Annotated in this window: 14 protein-coding genes and 2 pseudogenes; 13 read left to right on the top strand and 3 right to left on the bottom strand. The window is 71.0% G+C overall.

What is annotated here, in order from left to right; all coding sequences use genetic code 11:
* Positions 1–83: 83 nt before the first annotated feature.
* Positions 84–923, bottom strand: coding sequence for an alpha/beta fold hydrolase (locus QFZ27_RS06130; RefSeq protein WP_429225206.1), 840 nt, complete (start codon positions 921–923; stop codon positions 84–86).
* A 316-nt stretch (positions 924–1,239) separates the two neighbouring features.
* Here QFZ27_RS06130 and QFZ27_RS06125 point away from each other — a divergent pair, with 316 nt between their 5' ends.
* From QFZ27_RS06125 to QFZ27_RS06105, 5 genes are all read left to right on the top strand, one after another.
* Positions 1,240–1,698 (top strand): MarR family winged helix-turn-helix transcriptional regulator, encoded by a 459-nt coding sequence (locus tag QFZ27_RS06125; protein WP_429225205.1) that lies wholly within the window; start codon positions 1,240–1,242, stop codon positions 1,696–1,698.
* Between the two features lie 103 nt (positions 1,699–1,801).
* Positions 1,802–3,202, top strand: a complete 1,401-nt coding sequence (gene lpdA, locus QFZ27_RS06120; protein ID WP_429225204.1) for a dihydrolipoyl dehydrogenase — start codon at positions 1,802–1,804, stop codon at positions 3,200–3,202.
* Positions 3,203–3,368: 166 nt separating this feature from the next.
* On the top strand, positions 3,369–4,328 hold the full coding sequence (ftrA, locus tag QFZ27_RS06115) for a transcriptional regulator FtrA (protein ID WP_429225203.1): 960 nt from the start codon (positions 3,369–3,371) through the stop codon (positions 4,326–4,328).
* A 13-nt stretch (positions 4,329–4,341) separates the two neighbouring features.
* The gene (gene thpR / locus QFZ27_RS06110) at positions 4,342–4,878 is read left to right on the top strand and encodes an RNA 2',3'-cyclic phosphodiesterase (RefSeq protein WP_429225202.1); all 537 of its coding nucleotides are present in this window, start codon (positions 4,342–4,344) and stop codon (positions 4,876–4,878) included.
* A gap of 38 nt (positions 4,879–4,916) precedes the next feature.
* Positions 4,917–5,336: a hypothetical protein gene (locus QFZ27_RS06105; protein ID WP_429225201.1), complete on the top strand. Its 420-nt coding sequence runs from the start codon at positions 4,917–4,919 to the stop codon at positions 5,334–5,336.
* A gap of 18 nt (positions 5,337–5,354) precedes the next feature.
* On the opposite strand, the gene QFZ27_RS06100 is transcribed toward QFZ27_RS06105, so the two are convergent.
* Complete coding sequence (locus tag QFZ27_RS06100; RefSeq protein ID WP_429225200.1) at positions 5,355–6,584, bottom strand: UbiH/UbiF/VisC/COQ6 family ubiquinone biosynthesis hydroxylase; 1,230 nt, start codon at positions 6,582–6,584, stop codon at positions 5,355–5,357.
* Between the two features lie 504 nt (positions 6,585–7,088).
* On the opposite strand from QFZ27_RS06100, the gene QFZ27_RS06095 reads away from it, so the two are divergent.
* The 5 genes and pseudogenes from QFZ27_RS06095 to QFZ27_RS06075 all read left to right on the top strand — a co-directional run bounded on the left by QFZ27_RS06095 (position 7,089) and on the right by QFZ27_RS06075 (position 12,315).
* The gene (locus tag QFZ27_RS06095; RefSeq protein WP_429225199.1) at positions 7,089–8,309 is read left to right on the top strand and encodes an aminotransferase class I/II-fold pyridoxal phosphate-dependent enzyme; all 1,221 of its coding nucleotides are present in this window, start codon (positions 7,089–7,091) and stop codon (positions 8,307–8,309) included.
* Positions 8,306–8,833, top strand: a pseudogene (locus tag QFZ27_RS06090) (DNA translocase FtsK 4TM domain-containing protein); the annotation flags it as partial. The gene QFZ27_RS06095 and the pseudogene QFZ27_RS06090, both read left to right, overlap by 4 nt.
* A 304-nt stretch (positions 8,834–9,137) precedes the next feature.
* Positions 9,138–10,958 (top strand): annotated as a pseudogene (locus QFZ27_RS06085) (DNA translocase FtsK); the annotation flags it as partial.
* Between the two features lie 242 nt (positions 10,959–11,200).
* Positions 11,201–11,431 carry a hypothetical protein gene (locus QFZ27_RS06080; protein WP_429225198.1) on the top strand — a complete coding sequence of 77 codons (231 nt, stop codon included), beginning with the start codon at positions 11,201–11,203 and terminating at the stop codon, positions 11,429–11,431.
* Positions 11,432–11,862: 431 nt separating this feature from the next.
* On the top strand, positions 11,863–12,315 hold the full coding sequence (locus QFZ27_RS06075; RefSeq protein WP_429225197.1) for a hypothetical protein: 453 nt from the start codon (positions 11,863–11,865) through the stop codon (positions 12,313–12,315).
* A gap of 54 nt (positions 12,316–12,369) precedes the next feature.
* On the opposite strand, the gene QFZ27_RS06070 is transcribed toward QFZ27_RS06075, so the two are convergent.
* Entirely contained in the window at positions 12,370–13,284 is a 915-nt protein-coding gene (locus tag QFZ27_RS06070; RefSeq protein ID WP_429225196.1) for a LysR family transcriptional regulator, read from the bottom strand.
* 106 nt (positions 13,285–13,390) lie between these two features.
* On the opposite strand from QFZ27_RS06070, the gene QFZ27_RS06065 reads away from it, so the two are divergent.
* The 3 genes from QFZ27_RS06065 to QFZ27_RS06055 are packed head-to-tail and all read left to right on the top strand — an operon-like array spanning position 13,391 to position 16,320.
* Positions 13,391–14,680, top strand: coding sequence for a CitMHS family transporter (locus QFZ27_RS06065; RefSeq protein ID WP_429225195.1), 1,290 nt, complete (start codon positions 13,391–13,393; stop codon positions 14,678–14,680).
* Positions 14,681–16,006, top strand: a complete 1,326-nt coding sequence (locus QFZ27_RS06060) for an acyclic terpene utilization AtuA family protein (RefSeq protein WP_429225194.1) — start codon at positions 14,681–14,683, stop codon at positions 16,004–16,006.
* The gene (locus tag QFZ27_RS06055; RefSeq protein ID WP_429225193.1) at positions 16,003–16,320 is read left to right on the top strand and encodes an AtuA-related protein; all 318 of its coding nucleotides are present in this window, start codon (positions 16,003–16,005) and stop codon (positions 16,318–16,320) included. The genes QFZ27_RS06060 and QFZ27_RS06055 overlap by 4 nt, the downstream gene beginning before the upstream one ends.
* The last annotated feature ends 53 nt before the right edge of the window (positions 16,321–16,373 follow it).

The raw sequence follows: 16,373 nt of genomic DNA, 5'->3' as shown, positions 1-16,373 counted from the left end.
TGAATAATCCGTCGCCCCGGCGGCGACGGTTCTCGAACGAACCTCGGGCGGCGGGTCGGTGATTCCGCCGCCCGATTCGATTCTCAGCCCTTGATGAAGGCCAGCAGGTCCGGGTTCAGCACATCGGCATGGGTGGTCAGCATGCCGTGCGGGAAGCCCTTGTAGACTTTCAGCGTGCCCTGCTTCAGCAGCTTGACCGAGAGCGGCGCCGAATCGGCGAATGGCACAATCTGGTCGTCGTCGCCATGCGCAACCAAGGTCGGGACCTCGATCGCCTTGAGGTCCTCGGTGAAGTCGGTCTCCGAGAACGCCTTGATGCAGTCGTAATGGGCCTTGGCGCCGCCGATCATGCCCTGGCGCCACCAATTGTCGATCACGCCCGGATAGACCTTCGCGCCCGGGCGGTTGAAGCCGTAGAACGGCCCTTCCGGCACGTCGCGGTAGAACTGGGCCCGGTTGTCGGCCAGGGCCTTGCGGAAGCCGTCGAACACCTCGAGCGGCAGGCCGCCGGGGTTCTTCTCCGACTTCACCATCACCGGCGGCACGGCGCTGACCAGCACCGCCTTGGCCACCCGGCCGTTGCCGCCATGCCTGGCGACGTAGCGCGCCACCTCGCCGCCGCCGGTCGAATGGCCGATATGGACGGCGTCCTTCAGGTCGAGATGGGCGACCAGCTGCGACACGTCGGAGGCGTAGGTGTCCATCTCGTTGCCGGTGTCGGTCTGGCTGGACCGGCCATGGCCGCGGCGATCATGCGCGATGACGCGGTAGCCCTGGCCCAGGAAGTACAGCATCTGGGCGTCCCAATCGTCGGCGCTGAGAGGCCAGCCATGGTGGAACACGATCGGCTGCGCGTCGCGCGGGCCCCAATCCTTGTAGAAGATGTTGGTGCCGTCCTTGGTCGCGAACAATCCGCTGCTCATGGTGCTGTCTCCCGGTGTTGGGCGTGAAGGTGCGGCGCCGGTCTGCGCCAGGGAAGAATGCGGCAGGGCCGCCGCGGCGGCGAGTCCGACTCCCGCCGCCAGAACGAGCCGGCGCGAAATTCCGTCCGTCCCATGCTCGCTGTGAACCATCTGCGGCTCCGTTGGTATCACTACAATGGCTAGGTGATATCACGATAATTATTATCGCGATAACCATCTGGTAGCCGATCGTCCCGACCGCGTCCATGAAAATCTTTATCGCGATATTATTTTTCGTGATAACTGTGATCGTGCATCAGGAACAGGAGGGCGCCGCATGCCCTTGCCGAAGGACCGCCCGCTCGCGCTCGACGAGCAGATCTGCTTCACGCTGTACCGCACCGCCATGTCCATCAACCGGACCTACAAGCCGATGCTGGACGAGATGGGGATCACCTATCCGCAATACCTCGTGCTCAACGTGCTGGGCGAGGAGGACGGCCGGACGATCGGCATCATCGCCGCCCGCCTCGCTCTCGATTCGAGCACGATCACGCCCCTGGTGAAGCGGATGGAGGCGGCCGGGCTGGTGCAGCGGCGGCGCAGCCCGGACAATGAACGCGAGGTCCAGGTCCGGCTGAACGAGGCGGGCCGTGCCCTGTTCGCCCGCAGCCAGTGCCTGGGCGAGGCGCTGCTGCGCCGCTCCGGCCTGACCCTGCCGCAGCTCGATGCCCTCAACCACCAGATCCAGGCGCTGGCCGCCGCCCTCGACGACCATCTCGCCCGGCCGGAGTGACCTGGGTCAGGCCGGACGATGGCAGCTGCCCGCTCGACGCAGTTGCGGTGCCGCGCCCGCTCATGCAGTTTGCGGCCACCTTCCGGCAAGCTGAGTGCGAGCGATGACCGAACCCGCAGCCACCTATGACCTGATCGTGATCGGCGCCGGCCCCGGCGGCTATGTCGCCGCCATCCGGGCCGCGCAGCTGGGGCTGAAGACCGCCTGCGTCGAGAAGATGCCGACCCTGGGCGGCACCTGCCTGAACATCGGCTGCATCCCGTCCAAGGCGCTGCTGCACGCGTCGGAGAAGTTCGAGGAGGCCGGGCACGCCTTGGCCGCCTTCGGCGTCAAGGTCTCCGGCGTCGAGCTCGACCTGGCCGGCATGATGGGCCACAAGACCAAGGTGGTGAAGGCGAATGTCGACGGCGTCGACTTCCTGTTCAAGAAGAACAAGATCGACCGCCTGCTCGGCACCGCCCGCTTCACCGCGAAGGACCGGATCGAGGTCGAGGGCAAGACCTACGCCGCCAAGAACTTCGTCATCGCCACCGGCTCCGACTCGACCCCGCTGAAGGGCGTCGAGGCCGACGAGACGCGCATCGTCACCTCGACCGGCGCGCTGTCGCTGCCGGAGGTGCCGAAGCATCTGGTGGTGATCGGCGGCGGCGTCATCGGGCTCGAGCTCGGCTCGGTCTGGTCCCGCCTTGGCGCCAAGGTGACGGTGGTGGAGTTCCTCGACCGCATCCTGCCGACCAATGACGGCGAGGTGTCGAAGCAGATGCAGCGCATCTTGGCCAAGCAGGGCATGACCTTCAAGCTGAGCTCGAAGGTCACCGGCGCGCAGAAGACCGACACCGGCGTCACCCTGACGGTCGAGCCGGCCAAGGGCGGCGCCGCCGAGACCATCGAGGCCGATTACGTGCTGCTGTCGATCGGCCGCCGGCCCTACACCGAGGGCCTCGGCCTGGACGCCGCCGGCGTGGAGCTGGACGAGCGCGGCCGGGTCAGGACCGACAAGCACTTCCGCACCAATGTCGAGGGCATCTACGCCATCGGCGACGTGATCGCCGGCCCGATGCTGGCGCACAAGGCCGAGGACGAGGGCGTGGCGGTGGCCGAGATCCTGGCCGGCCAGGCCGGCCATGTGAACTACGACGCGATCCCGAGCGTGGTCTACACCTGGCCCGAAGTGGCCTCGGTCGGCCGCAGCGAGGAGGAGCTGAAACAGGCCGGCATCGCCTACAAGGCCGGCAAGTTCCCGTTCCTGGCCAATGGCCGGGCGCGCGCCATGAACGCGACCGACGGCTTCGTCAAGATCCTGGCCGACGCCAAGACCGACCGGGTGCTGGGCGTCCACATCATCGGCGCCGAGGCCGGCACCATCATCGCCGAATGCGTGCTGGCGATGGAGTTCGGCGCCTCGGCCGAGGACATCGCCCGCACCTGCCACGCCCACCCGACCCTGAACGAGGTGGTCAAGGAAGCGGCGCTGGCGGTGGACGGGCGCGCGATCCACATTTGATCCCACTCCATCGTCATGGCGAGCCCGGAAGGGGCGTGGCCATCCAGACTGTCGCCGCCATGCCGTTGAGGCCGCAGGACTGGATGGCCACGCTTCGCTCGCCATGACGTGTCAGGGCATGCCGGGCATCCTTGACGCTCCGGCCGCGACGGCGTTCCCATCGCCTATGACCCGTCCGCCGAACCGCAGCGTCGCCGTGCTCGCCTATGACGGGCTGTGCACCTTCGAGTTCAGCGTGGCCGTGGAGGTGTTCGGCCTGCCGCGGCCGGAATTCGCCGACTGGTACCGCTTCACCGTCTGCGCCGCCGAGCCCGGGCCGCTGCGCGCCATCGGCGGCATCCAGGTCCAGGCCGAAGCCGGGCTGGAGGCGCTGGAGACGGCCGGCACCATCGTCGTGCCCGGCTGGCGCGGCATCCGCGAGACCCCGCCCGAGCCGCTGCTGGCGGCGCTGCGCCGGGCCTATGAGCGCGGCGCCCGGCTGGTCTCGATCTGCTCCGGCGTCTTCGTGCTGGCCGCCGCGGGCGTGCTGGCCGGCCGCCGCGCCACCACCCATTGGCGCTATGCCGAGGCCCTGGCCGCGCGGTATCCCGACATCCGGATCGTGCCGGACGTGCTGTATGTCGATGAGGGCCAGGTGCTGACCTCGGCCGGCAGCGCCGCCGGGCTGGATCTGTGCCTGCACATCGTGCGGCGCGACTGGGGGGCGCGGATCGCCAACCAAGTGGCGCGGCGCCTGGTGGTGCCGCCGCATCGCGAGGGCGGCCAGGCCCAGTATGTCGACCGGCCGGTGCAGAGCGAGGAGAGGCCGCGCCTGGCCGCGCTGTTCGACTGGGCCCGGCGCCACCTGGCCGAGGACCTGCCGCTGGAGCGGCTGGCCGGCGAGGCGGGGATGAGCCTGCGCACCTTCCTGCGCCGCTTCCGCGAGGCCACCGGCACCACCCCGGCGGAATGGCTGGTGAGCGAGCGCCTGGCGCTGGCCCGCGAGCTCTTGGAGACCACCACCCTGCCGGTCGAGCGCATCGCCACCGAATGCGGCTTCGGTTCGGCCGACACGCTGCGCCATCATTTCCGCCGCCGCCTCGCCACCAGCCCGGCGCGATACCGCGCCGGTTTCAGCCTGGCCTGACCAGGCAACGCCCATGCTCCGACTCTTCATCGCCATTGCCATTCCCGCCGCGCTGCGGCCCCGCCTGACCCTGCTGCAGGGCGGCGTGCCCGGGGCGCGCTGGACCAACCCGGCCGATTTCCACCTGACCCTGCGCTTCATCGGCGAGGTCGACGCGCTGGAGGCGGAGGAGATCGACGAGGCGCTGCACGCCATCGCCGCCCCCGGCTTCAGCCTGGCGCTGGACGGCGTCGGCCGGTTCGGCACGAAGCGCGCCGCCTCGATCCTGTGGGCCGGGGTGGCGGCGGAGCCGGCGCTGCACTTCCTGCATGCCAAGGTCGACCGCGCCCTGGTCGCCGCCGGCCAGCCGCCGGACGATCGCAGCTATGCCCCGCACGTCACCCTGGCCCGGCTGCGCCAGGCGCCGGCCGAGCGGGTCGAGCGCTGGCTGCTGGAGCACGGCCCGTTCCGCGCCGAGCCCTTCCCGGTCGACGCTTTCCATCTGTACCAGAGCCATGTCGGCCGCGAGGGCGCGGTCTATGAGATCTTGGAGAGCTATCCGCTGACATAGCCCTTCGGATCGAGTGCCGCGGGGACCGGAGGTTGGACATGGACGACGTCATCCGGCTTTCCGCCTACCTGCCGGAGTACTTCTTCTCCTCGATCCGATGGCCGTTCCTGCTGGGATCGTTCACGGCCGTTCCCGCCTTGGGCGTGATCTGCCTCGCCGTGGGATCGCTCGTCGGGGTCGTCCGACGGCAACCGCGCCTGCTGGTGTTCCTGATCCCGGTCGCGGCCAGCCAAGCCCTCGTCGTGGTCGCCGGACTCTTGGGAGAGCCGGGGTTCTGGGGGGCCGACGGGGGGATCTACACCATCTTCCTGGTGCTGCAGATCATCCTTGTCAGCGTGCTGTTTTCCCGCGCGCAGGGCGCTATGCCGGCCGCGGCGGCGCTGGCCGTGTTTTCATTCGCCTACGCCTTCGCCGCGGTCGTGATTGCAGCGACGGCCTTTCACGTTCCCACGCCGTAACGGACGTGGGGTGCCCCGTCAGGACCGCGACCGCGCGCCCAGCCCCATCGCCTGGCGCATGAAGAAGCGCTTGACCGGCGGCAGGCGGCCGACGGCGGCGAGGCCGAGGTCGCGGGCCAGCTGCACTGGGGCCAGGTCGGTCGAGAACAGCCGGTTCAGCCCGTCGGTCGCCAGGATCATGGCGACGTTGTCCGGCCGCCGCGCCTGCTCGTAGCGCCGCAGCATCGTGGGGTCGCCGAGGTCGAGGCCGAGGCGGCTGCGCTCGACCAGGAGCTCGGTCAGCACGGCGATGTCGCGCAGGCCGAGATTGAGGCCCTGGCCGGCGATCGGGTGGATGGCATGCGCCGCCTCGCCGATCAGCGCCGCCCGCCGGGCGCCGTAGCGCCGGGCATGGACGACGCCGAGCGGATAGGTGAAGCGCTTGCCCAGGGTCCGCACCGGCCCCAGCCAGTCGCCCACCGTGGCCTGCAGCGCCGCGTCGAAGGCGGCCACCGGCCGATGCACCAAGTCGTCGGCGGTGTCCGGATGCTCGGTCCAGACGATCGAGGAGCGGTGGTTGCCCTCGGCGTCGTCGGTCATCGGCAGCACGGCGAAGGGGCCGGCCGGCAGGAAATGCTCGACCGCCACACCCTCATGCGGCTCGGCATGCGCCATGACGCAGACCACCGCCTTCTGCCGGTAGGCGAAGCTGCGCGCCGGGATGCCGAGCTGCTGGCGGGTGAAGGAGCCGCGGCCGTCGGCGCCGATGACCAGGTCGGCCCGCACCACCCTTCCGTCGGCCAGGGCCACGGCAGCATGGCCGGTGCCGGTCTCGACCGCCACCACCTTGGCCGGGGCGACGTGGCGCACCGCCGGCAGGGCGTCCAGCCGCTCGAACTGCGCCAGCCGCAGCAGCCGGTTCTCGACGATGTGGCCGAATGGCGCGCCATCCGATTCGACGGCCATCTCCTGATGGTCGAAATGCAGGAACACCGGGGCGCGGCCATCGGCGATGCGGATGTCGAGGATCGGCTCGGCTTGGCCCGCCACCGCATCCCACAGCCCGGCTGAGGCGACGATCCGGCGTGAGCCGTAGGACAGCGCGGTGGTGCGGCCATCGAACTCCGGCAGGGTGCGGGCGGTCGCCGGTTCCTGGTCCAGGATCACGGTATCGATCCCGGCCTGGCCGAGGGCGGCCGCCATGGTCGCCCCGGCGAGACCGCCGCCGACCACCGCGACCTGGGCGCGCAAGGAGGTGCTATCGTTCATGGCGCGCAGCATCGGAGCGCGGTGCCGCGCTGTCCAGTGGCCGCGTGTCACATGACCGGGTGTCCGGCCGCGATTTCGTGGTAGCATTTCAGCATGGTCCGGATTCTTCTCCTATGTCTCCTGATGCTGGCCGCAGGGTGCTCCGAGCGGCGCGGAGTCGGAGTCGCCGCCGGCGGCAGCTGGGGCTCGTCCGGCGGCGCCGGCAGCCTGATGTCGCTGTCGATCCCGTTCGGTCCCTGACCCCGGCAATATCCCGTCGCTTGCCGATCCTGATTCGTTCGTGATTCGTCCGAGCGTTCTCCGACCGTGCCGGACCGGCCACAGCGTGGCCGGAAAAGCGCGCCGGACCGGCCGCCCGGCCACGCCGGATTTGACAGGAGAGGTCAGAAGATTGGATAAAGTGATTGGAATCTAAGAGCTGTTTCGCGGCGGCACCGGCCGCCGGAAGCGAGGAAAGAGGCCGGCGCAGCCGGTCCGACGCGGCAGAGGGTGTTGCAGAAGAGCATGCGGGGCGGCCGACTCAACGACGCACTGGAACGGCTAGCGGACTATCCGTTCGCGCGCCTCGCGACGCTCTTGTCCAGCGTCTCGCCGCCGGAAGGGGTGACGCCGCTGGCCATGTCGGTCGGCGAGCCGCAGCACCAGCCGCCGGCTTTCCTGGCCGAGATCCTGGCCGCCAATGCCGGCAGCTGGAACCGCTACCCGCCGGTGGCCGGCACCCCGGCCTTCCGCGAGGCCTGCGCCGGCTGGCTGCAGCGCCGGTTCAACCTGCCCGATGGCTTGGCCGACCCGGCCCATATTCTGCCGCTGTCCGGCACCCGCGAGGCGCTGTTCCTGGTTGCCGAGCTGGCGGTCGATCACCGCCCCGGCGCCAACCAGGTGCCGGCCGTGGCCCTGCCCGACCCGTTCTACGCCCCCTATGAGGGCGCCGCGGTGATGGCCGGGGCCGAGCCGGTGTTCCTGCCGGCCGGACCCGCCACCGGCTTCCTGCCCGACCTCGACGCGCTGGAGGCCGACACGGCGCTGCTGGCGCGGCTGAAGTTGCTCTACCTGTGCAACCCGACCAACCCGCAGGGCGCCGTCGCCAGCCGGGGCTATCTCGACCGCGCCATCGGCCTGGCCCGGACGCACGGCTTCATCCTGGCGGCCGACGAGTGCTACGCCGAGATCTACGACCGCGACCCGCCGGTGGGCGTGCTGGAGGTCGCGGCCGGCCGCGACGGCGGGTCGCTGGACAACCTGCTGGTGTTCCACTCGCTGTCGAAGCGGTCGAACGCGGCCGGGCTGCGCAGCGGCTTCGTCGCCGGCGACCCGGCGCTGGTGGCCACCTTCCTGCGGCTGCGCAGCCATTCCGCCGCCGGCATGCCGCTGCCGATCCAGGCCGCCTCTGCCGCGCTGTGGGCCGATGACGCCCATGTCGCCGAAAACCGGGCGCTGTACCGGGCCAAGTTCGATGCCGCCGAGGCGGCGCTGGGCGGTCGCTTCGGCTTCCGCCGGCCGGAGGGCGGCTTCTTCCTGTGGCTCGATGTCGGCGACGGCGAGGCCGCGGCGCGCCGGCTGTGGGCCGAGGCTGCGATCCGCACCCTGCCCGGCGGCTACATCACGCGCCTGGACCGGCCGGAGATCGGCCGACGCTGGCTGCGCATCGCCGTGGTCCATGACGCCGAGACGGTCGGGCGCGCCCTGACCCGGGTCGGCGAGATCCTAGCCGAGGCGGCAGAATGACGATGGCCGGAACCTCATCCCGCCGCACCGCGGTGACGCGCAGCTCCGGCCGCGCCGCCTCGAGCAAGCGCTCCTTCCTGCCCCCGGTGGTGCGGGAGTTCCTGCGCAACCGGGTGCGCGAGCTGAGCGGCCTGGGCATCGCCGTGTTCGGCTGCGGCCTGCTGGTCGCCCTGGTCAGCTATTCCCCGACCGACCCGTCCTGGAACACCGCCAAGGCGGGGCCCGCCGCCAACCTGCTGGGCCGGCCCGGCGCGCATGTCGCCGACCTCCTGATCCAGACGCTGGGCATCGGCGCCTTCCTGCTGGCCGTGCTGCCGCTGTTCTGGGCTTGGCGGCTGATGCGGCACCAGCCGCTGGACCGGGTGTGGTGGCGGGTCACCAGCCTGCTGTTCGGCGTGCTGTTCCTGGCCGCCGGCCTGTCGCCGCTGCCGGCGATCGAGGGCTGGGCCGAGCGCGGCTCGCTGGGCGGCGCCGTCGGGTCGATGATCCTGAAGCGGATCTCCGACACCGTGATTCTTTCGGCCGGGCCGGTCGCCACCTCGTGGCTGGCGCTGGCCACCGGCGCCGTCGGCCTGCTGCTGGTGCTGATCGCGCTGGGCCTGTCCTCGACCGAATGGCACCGGGTCGGATCGGTGACCGGCGCCGGCGCCCGCGCCGGCGCGTCGGTCACGGGAACCCTGATGCGCGCGATCGGCCGGGTGCTGCAATGGCTGGGCCTGCGCACGCTGCACGGCGCCGGCACCGTCGCCTCCAGCATGATGCGGCGCGAGCCCGCGCCGGCGGCCCCGGCGGCCTTCGCCATGCCCGGCGCCGGCCCGGCGGCGCGGCCGCGCTTCGCCCGCGCCAACCCGCCCGGGCCCGCGGATCGGCGATCCGGAAGACGGAGACGAGGAGGAGGAGCGCGCTCCGGCGCGCCCGCCGCTCATCATCGGCGGCGGCCGCACCGAACCCGAGGACATGCCCGAGGAGGAGGACGACGACCTGATCGACCTGCCCTCGCTGCGCCCGGTGGAAGAGCCGCCGCGCCGCCCCATTGCCCCGATGCCGTCACCGCAACGCGTCGCCCCCGCCGCGATCGAGCCGGCGCCCCGCCGTCCCGCCGCGCCGCCGCCGCGCCAGACCAGCTTCGAGCTGGCGCCGCCCGACACGTATGAGCTGCCGCCGCTCGACCTGCTGACCATGCCGGACCCGACCAAGCGCCCGGCCGTGACCGACCCGCGGGTGCTGGAGCAGAACGCCGCGGCGCTGGAGCAGGTGCTGAGCGATTTCGGCGTCCGCGGCTCGATCGTGAAGGTCAATCCCGGCCCGGTGGTCACTTTGTACGAGCTGGAGCCGGCGCCCGGCACCAAGTCCAGCCGCGTCATCGGCCTGGCCGACGACATCGCCCGGTCGATGAGCGCGGTGTCGGTCCGCGTCGCCGTGGTGCCCGGCCGCAACGTCATCGGCATCGAGCTGCCGAACCAGAAGCGCGAGATGGTGCTGCTGCGCGAGCTGCTCGGCTCCGACCAGATGGACAAGGCCGGCTCGAAGCTGGGCCTGGTGCTCGGCAAGGACATCGGCGGCGGCCCGATCATCGCCGATCTGGCCCGCATGCCCCATCTGCTGGTCGCCGGCACCACCGGCTCGGGCAAGTCGGTCGCGATCAACACCATGATCCTGTCGCTGCTGTTCCGGCTGCCGCCGGACAAGGTGCGCTTCATCATGGTCGACCCGAAGATGCTCGAGCTCTCGATCTACGAGGGCATCCCGCACCTGCTCGCCCCCGTCGTCACCGACCCGAAGAAGTCGGTGGTCGCCCTGAAATGGGCGGTGCGCGAGATGGAGGACCGCTACCGATCCATGTCCAAGGTCGGCGTCCGCAACATCGAGGGCTATAACCAGCGGCTGCGCGAGGCCAAGGCCAAGGGCGAGGTGCTGACCCGGCGGGTGCAGACCGGTTTCGACCCGGACACCGGCAAGCCGATCTTCGAAGACCAGCCGATCGACCTGACCGAGCTGCCCTACATCGTCATCATCGTCGACGAGATGGCCGACCTGATGCTGGTGGCGGGCAAGGACATCGAGGCGCTGATCCAGCGGCTGGCGCAGATGGCCCGCGCCGCCGGCATCCACCTGATCATGGCGACGCAGCGCCCCTCGGTCGACGTCATTACCGGCACGATCAAGGCCAACTTCCCGACCCGCATCAGCTTCCAGGTCACCTCCAAGATCGACAGCCGCACCATCCTCGGCGAGGGCGGGGCCGAGCAGCTGCTGGGCCAGGGCGACATGCTGTACATGGCCGGCGGCGGCCGCATCACCCGCGTGCACGGCCCCTTCGTCTCCGACGGAGAGGTCGAGGAGACGGTGCGCCACCTCAAGGCCCAGGGCGAGCCGTCCTACAACGACTCGGTGCTGGAGGACCAGGACGACGGCGGCAGCTTCGACGCGCTGGCGCTGGACGGCGAGGGCGGCTCGGGCGACGACCTGTACGACCAGGCGGTGGCCCTGGTGGCGCGCGAGCGCAAGGCGTCGACCAGCTTCATCCAGCGCCACCTGCAGATCGGCTACAACCGCGCCGCCCGGCTGATCGACCGGATGGAGCAGGAGGGCGTGGTCAGCCCGGCCAACCATGTCGGCAAGCGCGAAGTGCTGACCGGGAATCATTGATCCGGCGGTTCCCGACAGCAGGTGTCCTCCTGTTGCCTCTCCCGCCAGGCGGGAGAGGCAATCTGTGTTCACGACGGCGATCTCCCCCGCTTCGCTCGGCCCCGATCGTTACGTGGATTTCATCTTCCGCCCACCAGGGCGTTAGCTCCGGCGACGTAGGGTTCGTTCGTCGGAGCCAAGACGTGGCCTCCCGCCCCGCCTCTCCTCCGATCTTCGTTGTCCCCCCGATGGAGATCGTTCACATGCGCAGGAGCCTTCTGTTCGCCGTTCTCGCGGTGCCCGCCTTGGCCTTGGCCCCGGCCTTGGCGATGGCGCAGACCCCCGCGGCACCGGCCGCCGACGCACCGATGAAGATGAAGACCCACCACATGGCCGGGCCCCATCATCACAAGGCGTCGACGCATCGCAGCGCCAGCAGCGAGCAGGACCAGACCCGCAAGCTGAACCAGGAGCAGCTGAGCAAAACGCAGTAATCGGTTCGGGCTGCAACAGGCCCTCGCTTCCACCCCCCCTTCCGAGGCGAGGTCCGCGGCCCGCGAGGCCCGGCTGCTCAGGCAGCCGGGCCTTTTTTCGTGCACGCCAGGCAGCGGCCCATGCCCTTCATCCTCCCCCTCCCCGGTCCATACACCCAAGGGGAGGGGGAGAGTAGAAAGCGGATGTCGGTCCAGTGATCGAATTCTGACAACGCCTCGCTTGCCGAGAGAGACAACAACTTGGCGCCCCGTCCAGGATTTGCTTTTTGGCTTAGCCAGACGAAGCGCGGCCAACATGAAATATCGTTCATGAAAGCACTTTTCTCGGATCGGTATCGCTGCACTCCTCGTTAGGGAGTGGATCGGATCACGCGCCGCGGCCGTCTGTGCCTGTGGCCCCGATCATCAGGCATCCCTCGATGGAGACCTTTATGCGCAGGAGTTTTGTCTTTACCGCCCTCGCCGTGTCGGCACTGGCCGCCGCGCCCGCCCTGGCCCAGACCGGGACCGAGCCGGCGGTGCCCGGAACGGCGCCGTCGGTCGAGGCTCCCGCCGCGAACATGCCGTCGGAATCGACTCAGGGCACCCACCACCGCAAGCACATGCAGTCCTCTAGTGCCGAGGATCAGTCCCAGACGCCGCGCCGGCACCGCGGCAGCAAGAGCGCGCAGAACGCGGCGGAGCAGGAGCAGACCCGCAACCTCAACCAGCAGCAGCTGAGCGCCGGGGCCACGCCGCAGCAGATGATGCCCGGGCAGGCCATGCCCGGCGAGATGGCCCCGGCCCAGTCGATGCAGCCGGGGACGATGGATCAGGCCCCGTCAATGCAACAGGCTCCGACGGACCAGACCATGCCGTCGGACGAGGCGGCCCCAACCGAGTAATCGCCGCACCATCGGCGACGGAGAGGCCCGGCCGCACCAGCGGTCGGGCCTTTTTCATGCCCGCGATACGGGGTCGGTGCCGGAGGCGATGACCGTGTCGCGGAAGGCAGCGGCGGCGGGCGACAAGGTCCGGCCCGCCCGGGTCAGCACGCCGATGTCGCGGGTCACCTCCGGCCCCTGCAGCAGCCGCGTGGTCAGGGCCGGATGGGCCAGCACCGGCAGGGTCAGCACCGGCAGCGCCGTCACCCCGAGGCCGGCCGCCACCAGCGCCCCGGCGGTGGCGAGATGCGAGACCTCGAACTCCGGCTCCACCGCCACTCCGGCCTGGGCGAAGCCGCGGTCGGTCAGCGGGCGGACGCTGGTGATCCGCGACATGGCGACGAAGGGGAAGCCGGCCAGGTCGGCCCAGGTGACGGCCGAAGACCGCGCCAGTGGATGGTCCTGGCGCAGGATGGCGACGAAGCGGTCCGACAGGATCCTCGTGAACTCGATCTTGCCGTCGGCCGCCGGGCGGCCGGCGATGCCGAGATCGGCCTCGCCGCGCAGCACCGCGCCAACCACGCCGTCGAGCAGCGTGTCGATGACGCCGACCGACACGCCCGGATGGCCGCGGCGGAACCGGTCGATCACCGGCGGCAGCAGCCCGGCCGTGACCGAAGGCAGCCCGGCTACGGCGACGCGGCCGCGGGCCGAGCGGAAATAGTCGCCGAGATCGTCGAGCGAGCTGCGCAGGTCGCCGATCAGCCGGCCGGCGATGGCGGCGAATTCCCGGCCCTGCGGCGTCGGCTCCACCGTCCGGGTGTTGCGGTCGAACAGGCGGACACCCAGCCGCGTCTCGGCCCGCGCCACCGCCCGGCTGACCGCCGGCTGCGACATGCCCAGCGCCTCGGCCGCGGCGCGGAAGCTGCGCAGCCGGTCGACCTGCAGGAACACCTCGATCTCGAACAGCGACAGATTGATGCGCTTCATGCATCAATCGATGACATAAATTCACTTCTCGATCTATCGCCTGTCTGGCGTCCTGGGGCCGAGCGGTCGCCGACGGAAGGACGGCCGCCGCAACGGGAGGATGATCATGCTGGCGGCCCTGGGGTTCCTGACCATCGCGGCGTTCCTGGCGCTGATCCTGAGCGGCCGCGTCTCGGTGCTGGTCGCGCTGGTGCTGGTGCCGCTGGCCGGCGGCCTGCTCGGCGGCTTCGGCGCCGGCCTGGGCCCGATGATGCTGGACGGCCTGGTCAAGGTCGCGCCGGTCGGCATCATGATCATGTTCGCGGTGCTGTATTTCGGGCTGATGCTCGACACCGGCATCTTCGACCGGCCGGTCAGATTCCTGCTGTCCCTGGTACAGGGCGACCCGGTGCGGCTGTGCCTGATCACGGCGCTGCTGACCATGCTGGTGGCGCTGGACGGCGACGGCGCCACCACCTTCCTGATCACCGTCACGGCGCTGCTGCCGGTGCATCGCCGGCTGGGCATGAACCCGCTGGTGCTGCCCGGGATCATCTGCCTGGCCGCCGGCACCATGAACCTGCTGCCCTGGGGCGGCCCGACGGCGCGGGCGATGGCGGTGCTGAAGACCGATGCCCCGGCCCTGTTCAACCCGGTGATCCCGGCGATGGTCGCCGGCCTGGCCTGGGTGTTCGTCGCCGCCTGGCTGATCGGCCGCGGCGAGCGCAAGCGCCTGGGCATCGCCGATGGCGTCGATGCAGTCGCGCTGGTCGAGCCGACCGAGGCCGAGCGGGCGGCGCGCCGGCCGCGCCTGGCCTGGTTCAACGCCGCCCTGACCATCGCCCTGATCGTGGCGCTGCTGGCCGGTTTGTGGCCGCTGCCGGTGCTGTTCATCACCGCCTTCGCCATCGCGCTGCTGGTCAACTATCCGCGCTGGGAGCAGCAGCGCGGGCGGCTGGTGAAGCATGCCGACAGCGTCGTCACCGTCACCGCGATGATCTTCGCCGCCGGCATCTTCACCGGCATCCTGGGCGGCACCAGGATGATCGGCGCCATGGCCGAGGCGCTGGTGGCGGTGGTGCCGCCGGAACTCGCGCCGTACCTGTCGCAGATCGTGGCGGTGACCGGCATGCCGCTGAGCCTGGTGTTCACGCCGGACGCCTATTACTACGGCATCCTGCCGGTCTTCGCCGGCACCGCCGAGGCGCTGGGCCAGGACCCGCTGGCGATCGGCCGGGCCGCGATCCTGGGCCAGATGACCACCGGCTTCCCCTTGAGCCCGCTGACCGCCTCGACCTTCATCCTGGTCGGGCTGACCGGGGTGCAGCTCGGCGCGCATCAGCGCTTCATCTTCAAATGGGCCTTCGCCTCGACCCTCGTCATGACGGCCGTCGCCTGGGCCACGGGAGCCATCTGAATGCCGAAGGCGATGCGGATCGGGGCCGGCGCCGGCTTCGCCGGCGACCGGCTGGAGCCGGCGGCCGAGCTGGTGGGGCGCGGCAAGCTGGACGCGCTGGTGTTCGAATGCCTGGCCGAGCGCACCATCGCTTTGGCCCATCGCCGCCGCCGGGCCGACCCCGAGGCCGGGTTCGACCCGCTGCTGGAGCGCCGGCTGCGCCCCGTTCTGCCGGGCGTCGCCGCCCAGGGCATCCGGGTGTTGACCAATATGGGCGCGGCCGACCCGGCGGGCGCCGGCCGCCGCGCCGCCGCCTTGTGCCGGGAGCTCGGCGTGGCGATGCGGATCGCGGTGGTGACCGGCGACGACGTGCTGGACCGGATCGACCCGGCCGCCCCGGCGCTCGAGGACGGCCGGCCGCTGGCAGCGCATGGCCCGCTGATCGCCGCCAACGCCTATCTCGGCGCCGACGCCATGCTGCCGGCGCTGGAGGCCGGGGCGCAACTGGTGATCACCGGCCGGGTCGCCGACCCGTCGCTGTTCGTGGCACCGCTGGCCTGGCGCTTCGGCTGGGCGCTGGACGATGCCGGCCGCATCGCCACCGCCACCCTGGCCGGGCACCTGATGGAATGCGCCGGCCAGATCACCGGCGGCTATTTCGCCGATGCCGATGGCAGCGACGCGCCCGGCCTGGCGGATCTGGGCTTCCCGATCGCCGAGGTGACGGCGGCGGGCGGCATCACCGTGACCAAGCTGCCGGGCACCGGCGGGCTGGTCAGCCGGGCCACGGTGACCGAGCAGCTGCTGTACGAGGTCACCGACCCCGGCGCCTATGTCACTCCGGACGTGGTGCTGGACGTCACCGGCGTGTCGGTGACGGAGCGGGGCGCCGACCGCGTCGCCGTCACCGGCGCGCGCGGGCAGACGCGGCCGGCGTCGCTGAAGGTCAGCGTCGCCTATGAGGCGGGCTGGGAGGCGGAGGCCGGCATCTCCTATGGCGGCAGCGGCGCGGTCGAGCGCGGCCGGCGCGCCGCCGACATCGTGCGCGAGCGCCTGGCCCGCCGCAGCGACATCACCGACCTGCGGCTGGACCTGGTCGGCGTCAATGCGCTGCTGCCCGGTCGGCTGCTCGGGGGAACCCCATCCGAGGTCCGGCTGCGGCTGTGCGCCCGCGCCGCCACCGCCGAGGCCGCTGCCGACGCCGCACGCGAGGTCGAGAGCCTGTACACCAACGGCCCGGCGGCGGGGGGCGGCGTGCGCAGCGCCCTGCGCCCGGTCGTGGGCATCGTCTCGACCCTGATCGACCGGCGGGCCGTCAGCCCCGCGGTCGAGATCCTGGAGGCATGATGGTCCGCCTCGGCCAGCTCGCCCATGCCCGCGCCGGCGACAAGGGCGACACCACGACGCTGAGCGTGATCGCTCGTGGCCCCGCCGATTACGACCGGCTGCGCCGCGCGGTGACGGCGGAGCGGGTGGAGGCGCATCTGTGCGGCGACGTTGCCGGCCGCTTCAGCCGCTTCGAGCTGCCTGGGCTGGCGGCGCTGCATTTCGTCGGGCGCGGCGTACTGGGCAGCGGCGTCACCACCTCGCTGGCGCTGGACAGCCACGGCAAGTCGCTGTCCTCCGCCCTGCTCGACCTGGAGCTGCCGGAGGATGCTTGAGCACCGGCGGCAACTCGCCGCCCTGGATATCCGGGGGTCTTCGCCCTACTTGG

The organism is Inquilinus ginsengisoli (genome assembly GCF_050434925.1).
Lineage (GTDB): Bacteria > Pseudomonadota > Alphaproteobacteria > DSM-16000 > Inquilinaceae > Inquilinus > Inquilinus ginsengisoli_B.
This window is presented reverse-complemented; position numbering and strand designations above follow the sequence as displayed.

What these genes read in the sequence shown, in the direction of transcription:
- QFZ27_RS06100 (WP_429225200.1), bottom strand. Translation starts at nt 6,584, where the DNA reads ATGAACGATAGCACCTCCTTGCGCGCCCAGGTCGCGGTGGTCGGCGGC.
- QFZ27_RS06105 (WP_429225201.1), top strand. Translation starts at nt 4,917, where the DNA reads ATGGACGACGTCATCCGGCTTTCCGCCTACCTGCCGGAGTACTTCTTC.
- QFZ27_RS06125 (WP_429225205.1), top strand. Translation starts at nt 1,240, where the DNA reads ATGCCCTTGCCGAAGGACCGCCCGCTCGCGCTCGACGAGCAGATCTGC.
- QFZ27_RS06095 (WP_429225199.1), top strand. Translation starts at nt 7,089, where the DNA reads ATGCGGGGCGGCCGACTCAACGACGCACTGGAACGGCTAGCGGACTAT.
- thpR (WP_429225202.1), top strand. Translation starts at nt 4,342, where the DNA reads ATGCTCCGACTCTTCATCGCCATTGCCATTCCCGCCGCGCTGCGGCCC.
- ftrA (WP_429225203.1), top strand. Translation starts at nt 3,369, where the DNA reads ATGACCCGTCCGCCGAACCGCAGCGTCGCCGTGCTCGCCTATGACGGG.
- QFZ27_RS06070 (WP_429225196.1), bottom strand. Translation starts at nt 13,284, where the DNA reads ATGAAGCGCATCAATCTGTCGCTGTTCGAGATCGAGGTGTTCCTGCAG.
- QFZ27_RS06060 (WP_429225194.1), top strand. Translation starts at nt 14,681, where the DNA reads ATGCCGAAGGCGATGCGGATCGGGGCCGGCGCCGGCTTCGCCGGCGAC.
- lpdA (WP_429225204.1), top strand. Translation starts at nt 1,802, where the DNA reads ATGACCGAACCCGCAGCCACCTATGACCTGATCGTGATCGGCGCCGGC.
- QFZ27_RS06075 (WP_429225197.1), top strand. Translation starts at nt 11,863, where the DNA reads ATGCGCAGGAGTTTTGTCTTTACCGCCCTCGCCGTGTCGGCACTGGCC.
- QFZ27_RS06130 (WP_429225206.1), bottom strand. Translation starts at nt 923, where the DNA reads ATGAGCAGCGGATTGTTCGCGACCAAGGACGGCACCAACATCTTCTAC.
- QFZ27_RS06065 (WP_429225195.1), top strand. Translation starts at nt 13,391, where the DNA reads ATGCTGGCGGCCCTGGGGTTCCTGACCATCGCGGCGTTCCTGGCGCTG.
- QFZ27_RS06080 (WP_429225198.1), top strand. Translation starts at nt 11,201, where the DNA reads ATGCGCAGGAGCCTTCTGTTCGCCGTTCTCGCGGTGCCCGCCTTGGCC.
- QFZ27_RS06055 (WP_429225193.1), top strand. Translation starts at nt 16,003, where the DNA reads ATGATGGTCCGCCTCGGCCAGCTCGCCCATGCCCGCGCCGGCGACAAG.